Source organism: Amycolatopsis roodepoortensis (genome assembly GCF_024628825.1).
Taxonomy (GTDB): Bacteria; Actinomycetota; Actinomycetes; order Mycobacteriales; family Pseudonocardiaceae; genus Amycolatopsis; species Amycolatopsis roodepoortensis.
In genome coordinates, this window is sequence record NZ_CP102415.1 from 9,201,937 (window position 1) to 9,216,373 (window position 14,437).

17 protein-coding genes are annotated in these 14,437 nt (G+C 69.2%); 13 read left to right on the forward strand and 4 right to left on the reverse strand.

The genetic code is table 11. From position 1 onward, the window contains the following. Nucleotides 1-8 precede the first annotated feature (8 nt). The gene (locus tag NQK81_RS43895; RefSeq protein WP_257486227.1) at nucleotides 9-1,073 is read right to left on the reverse strand and encodes a DmpA family aminopeptidase; all 1,065 of its coding nucleotides are present in this window, start codon (nucleotides 1,071-1,073) and stop codon (nucleotides 9-11) included. Then, a complete protein-coding gene (locus NQK81_RS43900; RefSeq protein WP_126734619.1) occupies nucleotides 1,070-1,681 on the reverse strand; it encodes a TetR/AcrR family transcriptional regulator in 612 nt (203 codons plus the stop codon). Before NQK81_RS43900 ends, NQK81_RS43895 begins: the two co-directional genes overlap by 4 nt. A gap of 142 nt (nucleotides 1,682-1,823) precedes the next feature. Between NQK81_RS43900 and NQK81_RS43905 the strand changes: the two genes are divergently transcribed. Then, complete coding sequence (locus NQK81_RS43905) at nucleotides 1,824-3,194, forward strand: APC family permease (protein ID WP_257486228.1); 1,371 nt, start codon at nucleotides 1,824-1,826, stop codon at nucleotides 3,192-3,194. Here NQK81_RS43905 and NQK81_RS43910 read toward each other — a convergent pair whose 3' ends face one another. Further along, nucleotides 3,195-3,761 (reverse strand): helix-turn-helix domain-containing protein, encoded by a 567-nt coding sequence (locus NQK81_RS43910; protein WP_034308044.1) that lies wholly within the window; start codon nucleotides 3,759-3,761, stop codon nucleotides 3,195-3,197. It abuts the gene before it with no gap. A 64-nt stretch (nucleotides 3,762-3,825) separates the two neighbouring features. Between NQK81_RS43910 and NQK81_RS43915 the strand changes: the two genes are divergently transcribed. From NQK81_RS43915 to NQK81_RS43935, 5 genes are all read left to right on the forward strand, one after another. Next, nucleotides 3,826-4,539, forward strand: coding sequence for an AzlC family ABC transporter permease (locus NQK81_RS43915; RefSeq protein ID WP_148116051.1), 714 nt, complete (start codon nucleotides 3,826-3,828; stop codon nucleotides 4,537-4,539). Beyond that, the gene (locus NQK81_RS43920) at nucleotides 4,539-4,859 is read left to right on the forward strand and encodes an AzlD domain-containing protein (RefSeq protein WP_257486229.1); all 321 of its coding nucleotides are present in this window, start codon (nucleotides 4,539-4,541) and stop codon (nucleotides 4,857-4,859) included. The genes NQK81_RS43915 and NQK81_RS43920 overlap by 1 nt, the downstream gene beginning before the upstream one ends. A 54-nt stretch (nucleotides 4,860-4,913) precedes the next feature. Continuing rightward, nucleotides 4,914-5,543: a pyridoxal 5'-phosphate synthase glutaminase subunit PdxT gene (gene pdxT / locus NQK81_RS43925; protein WP_306856020.1), complete on the forward strand. Its 630-nt coding sequence runs from the start codon at nucleotides 4,914-4,916 to the stop codon at nucleotides 5,541-5,543. A gap of 50 nt (nucleotides 5,544-5,593) precedes the next feature. Continuing rightward, a complete protein-coding gene (locus tag NQK81_RS43930; RefSeq protein ID WP_016334762.1) occupies nucleotides 5,594-6,343 on the forward strand; it encodes a YebC/PmpR family DNA-binding transcriptional regulator in 750 nt (249 codons plus the stop codon). A gap of 152 nt (nucleotides 6,344-6,495) precedes the next feature. Further along, nucleotides 6,496-7,026, forward strand: coding sequence for a DUF4262 domain-containing protein (locus NQK81_RS43935; protein WP_192742037.1), 531 nt, complete (start codon nucleotides 6,496-6,498; stop codon nucleotides 7,024-7,026). 290 nt (nucleotides 7,027-7,316) lie between these two features. Here the strand turns inward: NQK81_RS43935 and NQK81_RS43940 are convergent, their stop codons facing one another. Then, a complete protein-coding gene (locus NQK81_RS43940) occupies nucleotides 7,317-7,763 on the reverse strand; it encodes a cupin domain-containing protein (RefSeq protein ID WP_257486230.1) in 447 nt (148 codons plus the stop codon). Between the two features lie 76 nt (nucleotides 7,764-7,839). On the opposite strand from NQK81_RS43940, the gene ruvC reads away from it, so the two are divergent. The 7 genes from ruvC to NQK81_RS43975 all read left to right on the forward strand — a co-directional run bounded on the left by ruvC (nucleotide 7,840) and on the right by NQK81_RS43975 (nucleotide 14,360). Next, complete coding sequence (gene ruvC, locus NQK81_RS43945; RefSeq protein ID WP_126734613.1) at nucleotides 7,840-8,424, forward strand: crossover junction endodeoxyribonuclease RuvC; 585 nt, start codon at nucleotides 7,840-7,842, stop codon at nucleotides 8,422-8,424. Next, the gene (gene ruvA / locus NQK81_RS43950; RefSeq protein ID WP_125683140.1) at nucleotides 8,421-9,020 is read left to right on the forward strand and encodes a Holliday junction branch migration protein RuvA; all 600 of its coding nucleotides are present in this window, start codon (nucleotides 8,421-8,423) and stop codon (nucleotides 9,018-9,020) included. The genes ruvC and ruvA overlap by 4 nt, the downstream gene beginning before the upstream one ends. 8 nt (nucleotides 9,021-9,028) lie before the next feature. Beyond that, nucleotides 9,029-10,105: a Holliday junction branch migration DNA helicase RuvB gene (gene ruvB, locus NQK81_RS43955; RefSeq protein ID WP_126734611.1), complete on the forward strand. Its 1,077-nt coding sequence runs from the start codon at nucleotides 9,029-9,031 to the stop codon at nucleotides 10,103-10,105. Between the two features lie 145 nt (nucleotides 10,106-10,250). Beyond that, nucleotides 10,251-10,658 carry a preprotein translocase subunit YajC gene (yajC, locus tag NQK81_RS43960; protein WP_034307779.1) on the forward strand — a complete coding sequence of 136 codons (408 nt, stop codon included), beginning with the start codon at nucleotides 10,251-10,253 and terminating at the stop codon, nucleotides 10,656-10,658. Nucleotides 10,659-10,864: 206 nt separating this feature from the next. Beyond that, nucleotides 10,865-12,556: a protein translocase subunit SecD gene (gene secD / locus NQK81_RS43965; protein WP_257486231.1), complete on the forward strand. Its 1,692-nt coding sequence runs from the start codon at nucleotides 10,865-10,867 to the stop codon at nucleotides 12,554-12,556. Then, nucleotides 12,553-13,755: a protein translocase subunit SecF gene (gene secF, locus NQK81_RS43970; RefSeq protein WP_257486232.1), complete on the forward strand. Its 1,203-nt coding sequence runs from the start codon at nucleotides 12,553-12,555 to the stop codon at nucleotides 13,753-13,755. Before secD ends, secF begins: the two co-directional genes overlap by 4 nt. Nucleotides 13,756-13,841: 86 nt before the next feature. Further along, nucleotides 13,842-14,360, forward strand: a complete 519-nt coding sequence (locus tag NQK81_RS43975; RefSeq protein ID WP_257486233.1) for an adenine phosphoribosyltransferase — start codon at nucleotides 13,842-13,844, stop codon at nucleotides 14,358-14,360. Nucleotides 14,361-14,437 lie beyond the last annotated feature (77 nt).

Genomic DNA, 14,437 nt, shown 5'->3' on the forward strand with positions numbered 1-14,437 from the left:
CCCCGCTTCTAGGCGCGCCAACGTGACGTCGGGAGTGCGGGGACCCGGTGGCCGCGGTGACCGGTCATCTCCTCGTTCGCGAACAGGGCGTTGAGCACCGCCTCTTCGGTCGCCTGCACCACGGCCTCGAAGAACGGGTCGAGCCTGCCCCACGGGATGAAGCGCATGCTTTCGTACTCGGCAGCCTCCGTCCGCGGGAACCGGCTGGTGAGCGCTCCCGGGTTCGCCGTGCTGAAGGCGAGGAAGAGGTCGCCGGAGAAGTGCGAACCCGCGGTGCCCGTGCGGGCCAGGCCGAGCGGGACACGGCGGGCGAGAGCCGTGCACTGGCCGGGCAGCAGGGGAGCGTCGGTACCCACGAGCACGATCACCGAACCCGCGCCGGACGGCGCCGCCCAGTCCTCCTCCATCGGGTTGTCGGCGCCGAGTTCGGCTCCGACGTGTTCGCCCGCGACGGTGAGCTCGCGACGTGAGCCGAAGTTGGCCTGTACCAACGTTCCCACGGTGTACTCGTCGTCCCCGTAGGACACGACGCGGGAGGCCGTGCCGGTGCCGCCCTTGAAGCCGTAACAGGTCATCCCGGTACCGCCGCCGACGGAACCCTCGCCGACCGGACCCGTTCGCGCGGCGTCGATCGCGGCGATGGCGTGTCCACTGTGGATGGTCGGTGCGGTGCTGTCGTTCAGGTAGCCGTCCCAGGTCTCGGCGACCACCGGCAGCAGCCATTCGGCGGCCACGTCGGGCCGTTCCCGTACCACCCAGTCGATCGTGCCGCGGTGGCACGCGCCGACGGCGTGGGTGGAGGTGATCAGCACCGGCAGGGTCAGCGAACCGGTTTCGGCCAGCCACGCGGTACCGGTCATCTCGCCGTTGCCGTTGAGGGCGTACGTCCCCGCCGCGCACGGTACGGCGAAGTCCGCTCGCCCGCGCGGCAGGACGGCGGTGACGCCGGTGCGCACCGACTCGCCTTCGACGAGGGTCGTGAAACCGATCTCGACGCCGGGGACGTCGGTGAGCGCGTTGTGCTCGCCGGTCCGGCCGGGCAGCGGGACACCCAGGTCGCGGGCGCGGGTCATGGACGGTCCTCCAAGGGGTTCGAGGTGGCTGTGCGGGCGTAAGAGAGCAACATCGCCTCGGCGGTGGCGGTTTCCAGCGTCGGCACGGCCTGCGTGAGGTGCAGGCCGTAGCCGTCTTCCAGCGCGACGAGGTTCCGCGCGATCGACACCGCGTCCGCGGTCAGCGTGAACTCGCCGGTGGCGGCGCCCGCTTCGAGGATTCCGGTGTAGATCCGGACCTGCTGCTCGTAGAGCGTGATGTGCCGGGCGGCGTACACGGGATCGCGGCGGGCGATCGTGCCGAGTTCGTAGAGCAGCACGCAGAGTTCGTCGTCGGGACCGGTCGGCAGGCCGCTGCGGATCATCGCCAGCAGCCGGCCGGACGGGGTCGTCTTCGCGCCCGCGGCCAGCTCCCTCGCCGAACAGAATCGCGCCACCGCCTCGCGCTGCACCTCCTGGAGCAGGTCGGCGAGGGTGGGGAAGTAGTACAGGACCGAGCCCGGCGACAGGCCCGCGCCCTCGGCGACGTCCCTCAGCCGCAGGTTCAGCACGCCGCGTTCGAGGACGGCCTGTCTGGCCACCTCGATCAGTTCGGTCCGTCGCTCCGCCGCCTTGCTGGGTCTCGCCATGCCCCCATTCTTCGAATCTCGTTCGAAAAACGCAAGCGTTGTACGCGATCAACCCTTGACGTCACACGGCCGAAGGCCTTTGATGCGTGCTCAACGGTTTTTCGAAGGAGATTCAAGGAACCCACCTTGTAGGAGGTCGGCCGTGTCCACTCCAGCCCTGCGCCGCGGTCTGCGCACCCTCGGCACGCTGCTCATCACGCTCTCCGCGATCAGCCCCGCCTCGTCGGTCTTCATCATCGCGCCGGGGGTGATCTCCGGTGCCGGGACGGGCGCCTTCTACAGCTTCGTGGCGGCCGCGGTGGTCGGAGTGTTCATGGCCTTCGTCTACGCCGAACTGGCGTCGGCGTTCCCGTTGGCGGGCGGCGAGTACGCGATCGTCACCCGCACTCTCGGCCGCTTGCCCGGGTTCGCAGTACTCGGCCTGATGATCATCACGCAGGTGCTCATCGTCGCGGTGATCGCGCTCGGCGTCGGCACCTACCTCGGCGTGCTCCTGCCCGGCGTACCCGGCTCGGTGATCGCCGCCGTGACCTGTGTGGTCGCGGCCGTCGTCGGCGTGTTCGACATCAAGCTCAACGCCTGGGTCACCGGCATCTTCCTGGCGATCGAGATCCTCGCGCTGATCGTGGTCAGCGCGCTCGGACTGCTGAACCCGGCGCGCTCTTTCACCGACCTGCTGGCCCATCCGGTCGCCTCGGACGGCGGACCGGCCACGGTCGGCGCCATCGCGATCGCCACCTCGGTCGCGATCTTCGCTTACAACGGCTACGGCTCGGCGGTGTACTTCGGCGAGGAGACGCAGGACGCTTCGCGCGGCATCGCCCGCGCGATCCTGATGGCCCTCGGCATCACGGTGCTCGCCGAGTTGATCCCGGTGACCGCGGTCCTGCTCGGCGCGCCCGATCTGAACGCGTTGTTCGCCTCGGAGAACATGCTGTCCTACTTCATCGACTCGCGCGGCGGCGGAACCCTCGACACGGTGCTCGGGCTGGCGGTCGCGCTCGCGATCATCAACGCCGTGCTGGCGATCGTGCTGATCAGTTCGCGGATGTTGTTCAGCAGCGGCCGCGACCGCGCGTGGCCCCGGCCGGTCAACCGGGCGCTGGCCGCGGTGCACCCGAAGTTCGGGACGCCGTGGGTGGCCACCGTCGGCACGGGCCTGGTGGCCGCGCTGCTCTGCTTCGTCGACCCGAAACTGCTGCTGGTGGTGACGAGCACGTCGATCGTGGCGGTCTACGCGGCGCTCTGCCTCGGCGCGATCGTCGGAAGGCGCACCGGTGCCACCGCGCACGCCAAGTACCGGATGCCGTGGTTCCCGGTCGCGCCGGTGCTGGCGCTGGCGGTGCTGGTGTTCGTGGTCTACCAGAACCTGCTCGATCCGGCGGTGGGGCGGCCCAGCCTGATCGTCACGGCCTGCGTCGCCCTGCTGTCTATCGCCTACTACGTCCTGGTTCTGCGGCGGAAGGGCGGCTGGAAGCTCGCCGAGGTCACCGAAGAGAAGGAGCCGGCCTGATCAGGTGTACTCGGCGATCTCCACGCCGTACGTGCCCGGTTCGAGCGCCTCGAAGATGTGCGGGACGTCGCCGGGGTAGCAGATGTAGTCGCCTGGCAGCAGTTCGACCGGCTCGTCCAGCGGCCCGACCTTGGCGCGGCCCGCGCTGAGGACGATGTGCTCGACGATGCCGCTCATATGCGGATCGGAGAGCCGTGGTTTCCCGGGCTCGGCGCGGATCAGGTACACGTCGCGCCGGGCGCCGGGCGGGCAGGAACTGAGCAGCGTGCAGGCGTAATCGGCGTGCTCGGCGAACACCGTCGGCCCGCTGCCCGAGCGGATGACCTGCACGCGGGGGCGTTCGGGTTCGACGACGCGGGAGAACGGGACGTCGAGCGCGACGCACAACGCCCAGATCGTCTCGACGCTCGGGTTCCCGGTCCCGGATTCCAGCTGCGAGAGCGTGGACTTCGCGATGCCGGCGCGTTTGGCGACCTCGGTGAGGGACAGTCCGGTGCGGGCCCGTTCCCGGCGCAGGGACATGGCGATGACGTCCAGAGGTGCGCCGTCGGACGCGGTCGGGGACATGCGTTCGCTCCATCGGTCGTTGCGTTCGCCTTGACGAACACGGCTGTGTTCATTGTATGACGCTATGCGTTCGATATGGCGAACAACCACTCGTGTCCTGGGGCGCGATCTTCTCCGTGACATCGGGCTGGTCTGCCTCGCCGACACCATTGTCGGCATCTCCTACGGCGCCATCGCGGTGGGCTCCGGCTTCCCGATCTGGGCGCCCATGCTCCTTTCGGTCCTGGTCTTCGCCGGTGCCTCGCAGTTCATGTTCGTCGGCATCATCGCCGCCGGCGGCAGCCCGGTGGCGGCCGTCGCGGCGGGTCTGCTCGCCAACGCGCGGCATCTGCCCTTCGGCTTCGCGATCGGCGACGTCCTGGGGAAGCGGTGGTCGTCGAGGATCGTCGGCAGCCATCTGATGATCGACGAATCGGTCGCGTTCGCCCTCGCCCAGCGCGATGAAGAGCGGCGCAAGGCGGCGTACTGGGTGTGCGGGATCGGGCTGTTCGTCTGCTGGAACGTCGGCGTCCTCGCCGGGGCCTACGCCGGGACCGCGATCAGCGACACCGACGCCTTCGGGCTCGACGCCGCCTTCCCGGCGGTCCTGCTCGCGCTGGTCCTGCCGTCGCTGCGCGACCGTGCCGCCCGGCTGCCGGTGCTCGTCGGCGTGGCCGTCGCGCTGGCCACGACGCCGTTCCTGCCCGCGGGGCTGCCGGTCCTGCTCGCGCTGGTCGGCGTGCTGGCCGGGGTGGCCGCCAAGGAACCCGCCGAACGCGAACCCGAGGGAGTGCACTGATGGACCCGCTGGAACTGATCATCGCCGGCGGGGTCCTCGCGGCCGGGACCTTCGCCTTCCGGTTCGCCGGGCCGGTGCTGAAGGCGCGGTTCACCGTGTCGCCCAAGGCCGAGAAACTGATGGCGCGTTCGGCCGTCGTCCTGCTGGCCGCGCTGGTCGCCGTCGCCGCGCTCACCGAAGGACACGAGTTCGCCGGATACGCCCGGCCCGCGGGAGTCCTGGTCGGCGGCGTGCTCGCCTGGCGCAAGTTGCCGTTCGCGCTGGTCGTCGTGGCGGCCGCCGCGACCGCCGCCCTGCTGCGGCTGGCCGGGGTCCCCTGACCTGGCCGTTCCCCGAAGCGCCTAAGCTAGGGGGAAGGTCTTTCGGGAGGTCGGGTGGCGATCGCGACGGGGGCACGGCCGGTGGTCGGCGTGCTCGCACTGCAGGGCGACGTGCGGGAGCACGCCGCGATGGTGGAACGCGCCGGTGCGCGTGCGCTGCCGGTCCGCCGCCCGGGTGAACTGTCCGAAGTGGACGGCCTGGTGCTGCCCGGCGGCGAGTCGACCACCATGTCGAGGCTGCTGGAGACCTTCGAACTGCTGGAGCCGCTGCGCGAGCGCATCGCGGACGGGATGCCCGCGTTCGGCTCCTGCGCCGGGATGATCCTGCTCGCCCGCCAGGCCCTCGACGGACGGCCTGACCAGCGGCAACTCGGCGGTCTCGACGTCGTCGTCCGGCGCAACGCATTCGGGCGGCAGGTGGACTCGTTCGAAGCCGACCTCGACTTCACCGGGGTCGAAGGCGGCCCGGTGCACGCTGTGTTCATCCGCGCCCCGTGGGTCGAAAAGGCGGGCGACGGGGTCGAGGTACTCGCCAGTGTCCCCGAAATGCCGGGCTCCGAGGACGCGGCCGCTAGGATCGTCGCGGTCCGGCAGGGGGCGGTACTCGCCACGTCGTTCCACCCCGAACTCACCGGGGACGAACGCGTGCACAGGCTGTTCGTCGACCTCGTGCGGCAGGCTTAGCAAAACCGACACTGTGCTCAGCGGCGGGCACAGGAGTAGATGGAGGAGAGATGAGCGGCCACTCCAAGTGGGCCACCACGAAGCACAAGAAGGCCAACCTGGACGCGAAGCGCGGCAAGCTCTTCGCCCGGTTGATCAAGAACATCGAGGTGGCGGCCCGGACCGGCGGTGGCGACCCGGACGGCAACCCGACGCTCTACGACGCCATCCAGAAGGCCAAGAAGAACTCGGTCCCGCAGGACAACATCGAGCGCGCCCGCAAACGCGGCGCCGGTGAAGAGGCCGGTGGTGCCGACTGGCAGACCATCACCTACGAAGGCTACGGCCCGAACGGTGTGGCCGTGCTGATCGAATGCCTCACCGACAACAAGAACCGCGCCGCCATGGAGGTGCGGACCGCGCTCACCCGGAACAACGGCTCGCTCGCCGACCCGGGTTCGGTCGCCTACATGTTCAACCGCAAGGGCGTCGTGATCATGCCCAAGGGTGACGCCGGCGAGGACGACGTCCTCATGGCCGTACTCGACGCGGGTGCCGAAGAGGTGAACGACCTCGACGAGAACTTCGAGATCGTCTCCGAGGCCACCGACCTCGTCCCGGTCCGGAAAGCCTTGCAGGAAGCCGGTTTCGAGTACGAGTCCGCGGATCTCACGTTCCTGCCGTCGGTCAGCGTCCCGCTGGACGTCGAAGGCGCGAAGAAGGTCTTCAAGCTCATCGACGCGCTCGAGGATTGCGACGACGTTCAGAACGTGTACGCGAACTTCGACGTTTCGGACGAGGTCATGGCCGAGGTCGGCTGATCGGTCGCGCGCGACGACGGGCAGAACGTCTACGCACTGCGCCGGATTCCACGTGTCCGACGAGGTCATGGCCGAGGTCGGCTGATCGATTTTCCCGCCATGCCGCGGAAAATCGGTCCCGGGGCTAGGTGCGGGCGCTCGCGTGGGGCACAATGTCGCGCGTGACGACCTCCGAAGCCGACGCCCTCACCGCCGAAGAAACCGAACTCATCCAGTGGATCGAGGGACAGGCGAAGGCGAGAGGGAACGCGGTCATCGCGGTCGAAGGCGACGAGGAGGAAGCGCCGTTCTGCTTCACCGCGTGCGCCTGGGCGTTGCACAACGTCGCGGAAGCGGTCGTGATCGGACTGCCCGAGCACATGGGGCCGGTCCTGCTCGACGCCTACGTCGACCGCGCGGCCGCCGGCGAGATCTTCGAGGTCGGCAAGCAGTACGACGATTTCTTCGAGGGCGCGCCGGTGGTCTTCGAACGGGTCGCGAAGGGGCACTATCCCGAGTACTTCGGGAGCGCGTTCCTGATCTACCCGGACGGGGACTTCCCGGCGCTGCAACTGATCGTCGCCACGCCGGACGGTCACTTCCCGTGGCACGCGGACGCGCCCGAGGGCTTCGCGCGGTACCAGCCGGTGCTGACCGAATCCGGTGACCCGGAGAGCTGGACGCCCGGCGTCGACGGCCCCTGAGGTTCGCTTAAGTCCGTGATGGCCCCCTTCACTGCGCTAGACGCAGTGAAGGGGGCCATCACGGACTTGGGGCAGGCGTGCGCCGAGTGTTAACGCAGGTGAGGGGTGTGTGGAAATAGAGACGTTCAACGTCTCTATTTCCACACACCCCTCACGTCTCCGGTGGTCTGGCATCGTGACCGGACCGGTCACGTGGGCACTGTGTGGGTTTTTGGTCATCCAACGTCCCAAAATCCACACAGTCGGCGTGCTGGGGCGGACGTCAGGCAAGGACATGCAAAGACCCACGCTCACTCAAGCCAGGGCGCCAGGTCCTCCGCCGCGTCCGGCCACTCGGCGGCCAAAGCCGCCGCGGACCGGAACTCCACGCAGTCGTCCGTATAAGGCGGCACCACCACGGTCCCGACCAAGCTCCACTCGCCGGTGCTCACCGACGCCTGCCACACCCCGGCGGGCGCCACCACCTGCGGTCGCTGACCTGCGGCGACGTCCGGTCCGAGCACCGGCCGCGAAACACTCCCGTCCGGGAACAGCAGCAGCATCCGCACCGGCGCCCCGGCGTGGTGCGCGTAGATCTCCAGCCGGTCCAGCCGGTGCGGCGCCGAGGTTTCCGGAGGCGCCAGCAGGTAGTAGATCGCGGACGCGGTTTCGTCGCGCCAGCTCTGTGCCCAGCGGCCACCCTCGACGGGCAACGGCTGGAGACCCAGATGGGCGGTGAAGTCGTCGGGACTCGGCATGTCCTCATCTTGCCCCGACCCCGCTCCGGGTAGCCTCGGATCTCGAACTGATGTTCGCTGGAGCGGAGGAAAACGCGTGCGGGTACTCGGGGTCGACCCCGGTCTGACCAGGTGCGGGCTGGGAGTGGTCGACGGCGGCACGGGCCGCACCGTCCGCGCCGTGGCCGTCGACGTCGTGCGGACCCCGCCGGACGCCGATCTCTCCGTGCGGCTGCTGGGGATCTCCGACGCCGTCGAGCGCTGGCTCGACCGGTACAAGCCCGAGGCCGTCGCCGTGGAACGGGTTTTCGCGCAGCACAACGTGCGCACCGCGATGGGCACCGCGCAGGCGGGTGGCGTCGTCGCGCTCGCCGCGGCCCGGCGCGGGCTGCCGGTCGTGTTCCACACCCCGAGCGAGGTCAAGGCCGCCGTCACGGGCTCCGGGCGCGCGGACAAGGCGCAGGTCACCGGTATGGTCATGCGGCTGCTCGGTCTCGAGGTCAAACCGCATCCGGCGGACGCCGCGGACGCGCTCGCGCTCGCCATCTGCCACCTGTGGCGCGAGCCGATGCGGGTCCGGCTCGCCGAAGCCGAGGCCAGGGCGGCCGAGATCGCCAAGAACCACAAGGCCAGGCTCGCCGCCGCGGCCAAACAAGCCAAAACGCAGGGAGCGGCTCGATGATCTCCTCGGTACGCGGTGAAATCCTCTCCATCGGTCTCGACCACGTCGTGATCGAGGTCGGGGGAGTGGGCTTCGCCGTGCAGGCCACCCCCGCCACCCTCGCGACGCTTCGCCGCGGTGAGGAGGCGATGCTGCACACCGCGCTCGTGGTCCGCGAGGATTCCTTGACGCTGTTCGGTTTCGCCGACGCCGACGCCCGCGAACTGTTCGGCCTGCTGCAGACGGTCTCCGGGATCGGCCCGCGGCTCGCGCTCGCGACACTCGCCGTCCTCGATCCCGACAAGCTGCGTTCCGCGCTGGTCGAAGGCAACATCACCGTGCTCACCCAGGTGCCCGGTATCGGCCGCAAGGGTGCCGAGCGGCTCACGCTCGAACTCCGGGACAAGGTCACCGCGCTCGCCGGTCCGACCGACGGTTCGCCCGCGGTCGTGGCGCCCGGTGCGCTGCGAGGCGAGGTCGTCGAGGCGCTCGCGGGTCTCGGCTTCCCGGCCAAGCAGGCCGAACAGGCCGTCGACAAGGTGCTCGGCGAAGGCGAAGGCCACACGACGTCGTCCGTGCTGCGCGCCGCGTTGGCCACCCTCGGGCGTAAGCGGTAACCGGCCACATGGACTATGAGGCCGTGACGGAATTCGACGCCGACGACGAGACGCTTTCGGCGCTGCCGCAGACGGGCGAACGCGAGGTCGAGACCACGCTGCGCCCGCGCAAACTCGACGAGTTCGTCGGTCAGCCGCGGGTGCGTGAACAGCTCGAACTCGTCTTGGAGAGCGCGCGACGCCGGGGTGTCCCGCCGGATCACGTCCTGCTCTCCGGTCCGCCGGGGCTCGGCAAGACGAGTATGGCGATGATCGTCGCCGCCGAACTCAACGCCGCCATCCGCATCACCTCGGGACCGGCGCTGGAACGCGCGGGCGACCTGGCCGCGATGCTGTCGAACCTGGCGCCCGGCGACGTCCTGTTCATCGACGAGATCCACCGCATCGCCCGTCCCGCCGAGGAGATGCTGTACCTCGCGATGGAGGACTTCCGTGTCGACGTCGTCGTCGGCAAGGGGCCCGGCGCCACCAGCATCCCGCTGGAGATCGCCCCGTTCACGCTGGTCGGCGCCACGACGAGGTCCGGTTCGCTGACCGGCCCGCTGCGCGACCGGTTCGGTTTCACCGGCCAGATGGAGTTCTACAGCGACAGCGAACTCGAACTCGTCGCCCGCCGCGCCGCCACGATCCTCGACATCGACATCGACCGGGACGGCTGCGCGGAGATCGCCCGCCGGTCCCGCGGCACACCCCGGATCGCGAACCGGCTCCTGCGCCGGGTGCGCGACTACGCCGAGGTCCGGGCCGACGGCAAGGTCACGCGCAAGATCGCGCGGGCCGCGCTGGAGGTCTACGACGTCGACGAACTCGGCCTCGACCGGCTCGACCGCGCGGTGCTGACCGCGCTGGTCCGCTCCTTCGGCGGCGGCCCGGTCGGCGTGTCGACGCTGGCCGTCGCGGTGGGGGAGGAACCGACCACCGTCGAAGAGGTGTGTGAGCCTTACCTGGTCCGCGCCGGTATGCTCGCCCGCACTCCTCGCGGCCGGGTCGCCACAGCGGCCGCGTGGGAACACCTCGGCCTGCCGGTCCCGGCCGGCGCCACGCGCGGCGATCAGGGCGGACCGACCCTGTTCGACCAGGACTGACCGGACCGTTCACGCGGTCCGAGGCCCGTGGTGACGACGGGTGGTGGTGGAGTTTCCGCTGGCACCTGGCACACTCGGAGAGAGCACACCCCGCCAAACCGGACAAAACAGCGCACCGCGCGGCGTCCGCTCGAAATGGAGAATCATGAACCAGTTATTGCTGCCGCTGCTCCTGATGCTCGTTGTGGCGATTCCGCTCGTCATGGGCACCCGTAAGCAGAAGAAGGCGGCGGCAGCGCAGCAGGAGCTGCTCGCGAGCCTGGCTCCCGGTGACCGGGTGATGACCACCTCCGGTCTTTACGCGTCCGTCGCCGACGCTTCCGCCGACACCACGATCGACCTCGAGATCGCTCCGGGCGTCGTGACCACCTGGCTGCGCCAGGCCGTCCGCGAGAAGGTCGAGCCGGTCGTCGAGACCGACGAAGACGTCACCGACGCCACCGACACCGACGAGGTCGTCGAAGCGCCGGTCGTCGAGTCGAAGGACGACGAGCGCGTCGAGGAGAAGTCGGGCGCGCAGATCGCTCCTCCGCTGGAGCACGGCAAGAAGTAGCGGTTGTAAGGCCATCCCCGACACCAGACTTTCGTAGGTGCGGGGCCAACGCCGGGCTCACGCAGCACCGAGTAGTGTCTCGGTGCTGCGTGCGTGTCCGTCGTCATAGTCGTGCTCGTTCGCGGTACCGCCGGACTCCCGTCCAGTGAGTGAACAGCCAAGTCCATTGGGGAAAAACCCAGTCCGTCCGAGGAGACCGAAGCACAGTGGCCGCACCGGCCGGGCATCTCCGCCCGGGACGCTATCTCGCCTTCTTCGCCCTGATCGTGGTGGCGCTGTACGCCCTGGTGTTCTTCACCGGTAGCGGCAAGCCGACGCCGAAGCTCGGCATCGATCTGCAAGGCGGCACGAGGGTCACCCTGTCCGCCCGAAACCCCGACGGCGGCGACCCTCCGCGAGAGTCCCTCGAACAGGCCCGCTCGATCATCGAGCGCCGGGTCAACGGTATCGGCGTCAGCGGCACCGAGGTCGTCCTCGACGGCAGCAACGTCGTCATCACCGTCCCCGGTGAGCAGGGCGACCAGGCCAAGACGCTGGGCAAGACCGCGAAGCTCGGCTTCCGGAAGGTCGTGACGTCGCAGCCGGTGACCCCGGTGCAGCAGCCGTCGGCCCCGCCCGCCTCGGGCACGCCGTCTTCGGCGCCGCCGACCTCGCCGGGTGTGAGCGCCCCGCCGACCAGCCCGGCCAACGGTGGCGGTGGCGCTGTCGGAGCGCCGCAGCAGCAGGGCGACTCCGACGAGCAGACCAAGAAGGAGATCGAGGAAGCCCGGAGTCTCCGGCAGAACCCCGATCTGCTTTCGACGGACCAGGCGAAGCAGGCCGCGGCCGCAGAGAAGGCTTTTGCGGCCCTCAACTGCGACCCCAAGGTGTCGGACCCGCTGGTCGGCAACGACCTCACGGACAAGCCGCTGGTCGCCTGCGGTGACAAGAACACCATGAAGTACCTGCTGGAGCCGGAGTTCCTGCCCGGGACCGAGATCTCCGACGCCTCCTCGGGCTACGACACCCAGAACTCCCAGTGGGTCGTCAACCTGAACTTCAAGGGCGAGGGCTCCCGGATCTGGGGCGACTTCACCTCGAAGAACGTCCAGAAGCAGGCCGCGTTCGTCCTCGACACGCAGGTCGTCTCCGCGCCGACCATCCAGTCGGCGATCCTCGGCGGGCAGACCCAGATCACCGGCCGCTTCAGCCAGACCGAGGCCAAGGACCTGGCCGACGTGCTGAAGTACGGCTCGCTGCCGCTGTCGTTCGAGTCCTCGGACGCGACGACGGTGTCCGCGACCCTGGGTCTCGCGTCGCTGCAGGCGGGCCTGATCGCCGGTGGCCTCGGCCTCCTGATCGTCTTCATCTACTGCTTGTTCTACTACCGGCTGCTGGGTGTGCTGACGATCTTGTCGCTCGCCCTGTCGTTCTCGCTGGTCTACGCGGTGCTGGTGCTGCTGGGGCGGTGGATCGGGTACACCCTCGACCTCGCCGGCGTGGCGGGCCTGATCATCGCGATCGGTATCACCGCGGACTCGTTCGTCATCTACTTCGAACGGTTGAAGGACGAGATCCGGGAAGGCAGAACGTTCCGCTCCGCGGTACCGCGAGGCTGGTCCCGTGCCCAGCGCACGATCCTCGCGTCGGACGCGGTCAGCTTCCTCGCCGCCGCCATCCTGTACTGGCTGGCCGTCGGTGAGGTCAAGGGCTTCGCGTTCACCCTCGGCATGTCGACGGTCCTCGACCTCGTCGTGGTCTACCTCGTGACCCACCCGCTGGTCTCGATGGTGTCCCGCTCGAAGTCGAAGTTCCTGTCCAACCCCAAGAACCTCGGCCTCGGTGCCGTGCAGCAGGTGGGCTCGGAGCGCAAGGCGGCCCGTCCGGCCGCCGGCCGCCCGAACGTCAAGGAGGCGTGACCGTGGTCGACGACAACACCACCACCGCGGGCAAGCGCGAGAGCATCTTCCGCCGCCTCTATGTGGGCACGGGCGCGTTCGACGTGGTCGGCAAGCGCAAGCGCTGGTACATCTTCTTCGGCGCGCTGGTGCTGGTCTGCATCGCGTCGATGGGGATCAAGGGCTTCAACTTCGGGATCGACTTCGAAGGCGGCACCCAGATCCAGCTGCCCGCGAACGGCAAGAACGGCCAGATCACCGAACAGCAGGCCAAGGACGTCTTCGCCGACGCGCTCGGCCGTCCGGCCGACGAGGCGCAGAAGGTCGGCAGCGGTGCCTCGTCGACCATCCAGCTCCGTTCGGACACCCTGGACGCCGGCGAGGTCGCCAAGATCAAGGAAGCGCTGTTCCGGGACCTCGGCCCGATCGGAAGCAGCGGCCAGCCGAGTGTCCAGGCCATCAGCGACAGCGCGGTCAGCGCGTCCTGGGGCGGGGAGATCTCGCGGCAGGCGCTGATCGCGCTCGGGGTGTTCCTCCTGGCGGTCACGCTGTTCCTGGCGTTGTACTTCGACGTCAGGATGGCCGCCGCGGCGCTGATCTCGCTCCTGCACGACATCGTGGTGACGGCGGGTGTGTACTCGCTGATCGGCTTCGAGGTCACGCCGGCGACGGTGATCGGTCTGCTGACGATCCTCGGGTTCTCGCTGTACGACACGGTGGTGGTGTTCGACAAGGTCCGCGAGAACACGCGCGGTCTGCTCGGGCTCACCCGCCGCACCTTCGGCGAGGCGGCCAACCTGGCGCTGAACCAGACGCTGATGCGGTCGTTCAACACGGCGCTGATCGCGATGCTGCCGATTCTCGGCCTGCTCGTCGTCGGGTACATCCTGCTCGGCTCCGGCACGCTGCAGGACCTGGCGCTGGTGCAGCTCACCGGCACCCTGGTCGGTGTGCTGTCGTCGGTCGCGCTGGCCACCCCGCTGCTGGTGGACCTGAAGATGCGTGACCCGAAGTTCCGCCAGCAGGCGGACCGGGTCGCCGCGCGGCGCGCGAACCAGGCCCGCAAGGCCGCCGAGCGCGACGACGACTTCGACCCGAACGACGAGGACGCCCTGGCCGCCGAGCTCCGCAAGGAGAAGGCGTACGCCGCCGCGGCGAGCGTCCCCGCCCGGAACCAGAAGGCCCACAAGGGCCGTCCGTCGGGCAAGCGCAAGAGGTAATCGAGTTCAAACCCCCGGAAAGGTCCTTTCCTTGCGAACTCCGTGAGGGAAGGACCTTTCCTGGTGTTCAGGAGAGCAGGAAGCAGATGGAGCTGGACAAGGCACTCGACCTCATCGCCGACGTGCCGGACTTCCCGGAACCCGGCGTGCTGTTCCGGGACCTGAGCCCGCTGTTCGCCGACGCGGCGGGCTTCAAGGCCGTCACCGACGCGCTGGCCGCCACCGTCGATCCCGACGCCAATCTGCTGGCCGGGGTGGAAGCACGCGGATTCCTGCTGGCCGCCGCCGTCGGCTACGCCCGTGGGCTCGGTGTCGCGTTGATCCGCAAGCCCGGCAAGCTGCCCCGGGTCGCGGGCAGGGTCGGGTACACGCTGGAGTACGGCACCGCGACCGTCGAACTCCCCGAAGGCGTCGTCGAGCCCGGCCAGCGTGTCGCGGTCCTCGACGACGTGCTCGCCACCGGTGGCACTGTCGCGGCCACCTGCAAATTGCTGGAAGACGCGAAGGCGCAGGTCACCGGGGTTTCTGTGGTCATGGAACTCGGCGCGCTCGGTGGTCGTTCCGTGCTTGAAGGGCGCCGTGTGGAGGCCCTCCGGGTGTGTTGACCGGGCGTACCAAGTGAGCCGCGAGGGGGAGCGGTTACCCTTGATGTCCGAAGGCCGCACGAAGCGCAGGAGGTGCG

What these genes read in the sequence shown, in the direction of transcription:
- NQK81_RS43895 (WP_257486227.1), bottom strand. Translation starts at nt 1,073, where the DNA reads ATGACCCGCGCCCGCGACCTGGGTGTCCCGCTGCCCGGCCGGACCGGC.
- NQK81_RS43900 (WP_126734619.1), bottom strand. Translation starts at nt 1,681, where the DNA reads ATGGCGAGACCCAGCAAGGCGGCGGAGCGACGGACCGAACTGATCGAG.
- NQK81_RS43910 (WP_034308044.1), bottom strand. Translation starts at nt 3,761, where the DNA reads ATGTCCCCGACCGCGTCCGACGGCGCACCTCTGGACGTCATCGCCATG.
- NQK81_RS43915 (WP_148116051.1), top strand. Translation starts at nt 3,826, where the DNA reads ATGCGTTCGATATGGCGAACAACCACTCGTGTCCTGGGGCGCGATCTT.
- NQK81_RS43920 (WP_257486229.1), top strand. Translation starts at nt 4,539, where the DNA reads ATGGACCCGCTGGAACTGATCATCGCCGGCGGGGTCCTCGCGGCCGGG.
- NQK81_RS43930 (WP_016334762.1), top strand. Translation starts at nt 5,594, where the DNA reads ATGAGCGGCCACTCCAAGTGGGCCACCACGAAGCACAAGAAGGCCAAC.
- NQK81_RS43935 (WP_192742037.1), top strand. Translation starts at nt 6,496, where the DNA reads ATGTCGCGCGTGACGACCTCCGAAGCCGACGCCCTCACCGCCGAAGAA.
- NQK81_RS43940 (WP_257486230.1), bottom strand. Translation starts at nt 7,763, where the DNA reads ATGCCGAGTCCCGACGACTTCACCGCCCATCTGGGTCTCCAGCCGTTG.
- ruvA (WP_125683140.1), top strand. Translation starts at nt 8,421, where the DNA reads ATGATCTCCTCGGTACGCGGTGAAATCCTCTCCATCGGTCTCGACCAC.
- ruvB (WP_126734611.1), top strand. Translation starts at nt 9,029, where the DNA reads ATGGACTATGAGGCCGTGACGGAATTCGACGCCGACGACGAGACGCTT.
- yajC (WP_034307779.1), top strand. Translation starts at nt 10,251, where the DNA reads ATGAACCAGTTATTGCTGCCGCTGCTCCTGATGCTCGTTGTGGCGATT.
- NQK81_RS43975 (WP_257486233.1), top strand. Translation starts at nt 13,842, where the DNA reads ATGGAGCTGGACAAGGCACTCGACCTCATCGCCGACGTGCCGGACTTC.